The sequence below is a fragment of the Binatus sp. (SeqCode) genome (genome assembly GCF_036522015.1).
Taxonomy (GTDB): domain Bacteria; phylum Desulfobacterota; class Binatia; order Binatales; family Binataceae; genus Binatus.
Genome location: NZ_DATDGQ010000152.1, coordinates 1 through 1,744, shown reverse-complemented (window position 1 = coordinate 1,744; position 1,744 = coordinate 1). Strand labels below are relative to the sequence as shown.

The 1,744-nt window shown below is 62.7% G+C and carries 2 protein-coding genes; both read right to left on the bottom strand.

Going from position 1 to position 1,744, the window contains the following annotated elements; all coding sequences use genetic code 11:
• Positions 1-465, bottom strand: a 465-nt coding sequence (locus VIW95_RS06305; RefSeq protein WP_331584586.1) for an epoxide hydrolase, incomplete at its 3' end; no start/stop codon positions are given.
• 20 nt (positions 466-485) lie between these two features.
• On the bottom strand, positions 486-1,700 hold the full coding sequence (locus tag VIW95_RS06300; RefSeq protein WP_331584585.1) for an acyl-CoA dehydrogenase family protein: 1,215 nt from the start codon (positions 1,698-1,700) through the stop codon (positions 486-488).
• Between the last annotated feature and the right edge of the window lie 44 nt (positions 1,701-1,744).

Sequence of the window (1,744 nt, the reverse complement as noted above, 5' to 3'; positions counted from 1 at the left end):
GATATTCATCGCTCGAACGCGCGGATGATCCGAGAATCCGTACCCCGGCAGCGACGGGGCGATCACGGTGAACGAATCCTTCGCTTCGCAGCCGTGCGCCGCCGGATCGGTAAGCATCGGGATCAGTTCCATGAACTCGTAGATCGATCCCGGCCATCCGTGAATCAGCAGCAGCGGTTTCGGATTAGGTCCTTTGCCTTTCTCGTGGATGAAATGAATTCCGAGCCCATCGACACTCGCTTTGAACTGCGCAAAACGATTGATCGCGCGCTGATGCGCGCGCCAGTCGTACTTCGTCCGCCAGTATTCAACCAACTCCTTGAGGTAGGCGAGATTGGTGCCGTACTCCCATGCGGTGTCGGGAACCTCGTCGGGAAAGCGCGTGCTGCTGAGCCGCGCGCGCAAGTCGGCCAGCACTTCGACGGGCACCTCGACGCGGAACGGTTCGATTTTCTCAGTATTCATGGGGCGCTCTCGCGGAGTTCCTACAACAGGCCCGCGCCGGTCGCTGCGCGCGTCGAGCCGTCACGTTTGAATGCCTCGATCACGTGGCGCGCGATCTGCGTCATGTGCACTTCGTCGGCGCCGTCAACCAGCCGCGCCGATCGCGCATGCCGCAGCATCGATTCGAGCGGCGTGTCGGTCGAGTAGCCGAGCGCGCCGTGCACCTGGATCGCGCGATCGGTGATCTTCCACAACATGTTCGCCACGTGATGCTTCGCCATCGAGACTTCCTGCTTGAACGGCAGTTTGTTCTCGATCAGATACGCGGCGTGCAGCACCATCAGCTTCGCCGTGTACAGCTCCATCGCCGATTCGCTCATCATGAACTGAATGCCCTGCTTATCGACCAGCAGCCCGCCCTGCACCTGCCGCTCCATCGCGCGCTTCACCAGCATCTCGAGCGCGACCTCCGCGCTGCCGATCCATCGCATGCAATGCGCCAGCCGCGCGGGACCGAGCCGCACCTGCCCGAGCGTATGCCCCTGTCCACGCGGCCCGAGCATGTTGTCGGCGGGCACGATGCAGTTCTCGAGCATTATCTCGCAGTGATTGCCCTTGCCCGCCATCGTGTCGATGTCGCGCACGATTCTGAATCCGGGATTCGGCAGGTCAACGATGAACGCGGAGGTGCGGGCCTGCGGGGGATCGGCGTCGGGATCGGTTTTCGCGATCACGATCGCGAACTTGGCGCCGTGCGCGCCCGAGATAAACCACTTGTGGCCGTTGATCACCCAGTTGTCGCCCTGCTTCACCGCCGCCGTCTTGAGCTGCGTCGGATCGGAGCCCGCCGCTTCCGGCTCGGTCATCGCAAAGCACGACCTGATCTTCCCGTCGCACAGCGGGCGCAGGTATTTGTCCTTCTGCGCGGGCGTCGCGAAATGCAGCATCGTGTGCATGTTGCCCTCGTCGGGCGCCTGCACATTGAGGATGAACGACGCGAGGCGAGTGCGGCCGCATTCCGCCGAGATCACCGCAATCGCCATCGCGTCGAGTCCGAGGCCGCCGAACACCTTGGGCATGTGCGGCAGCCAGAGGCCGCGCTGGCGCGCTTTGCGGCGCAGCTCGATTATTCCGTCGCGCCAGTTGCCGTTCTTGCGCATCTCGGCTTCGGCCGGTTCGATTTCTTCCTGGATAAATGCGCGGACCTTGTCGCGTATTTCGAGCACGTGCGGAGGCATCGTGAAGTCAATCGCCATGGGTCAGACCTCGGGGTTGGAAGTCGGGATTAAGCCCAACTGGT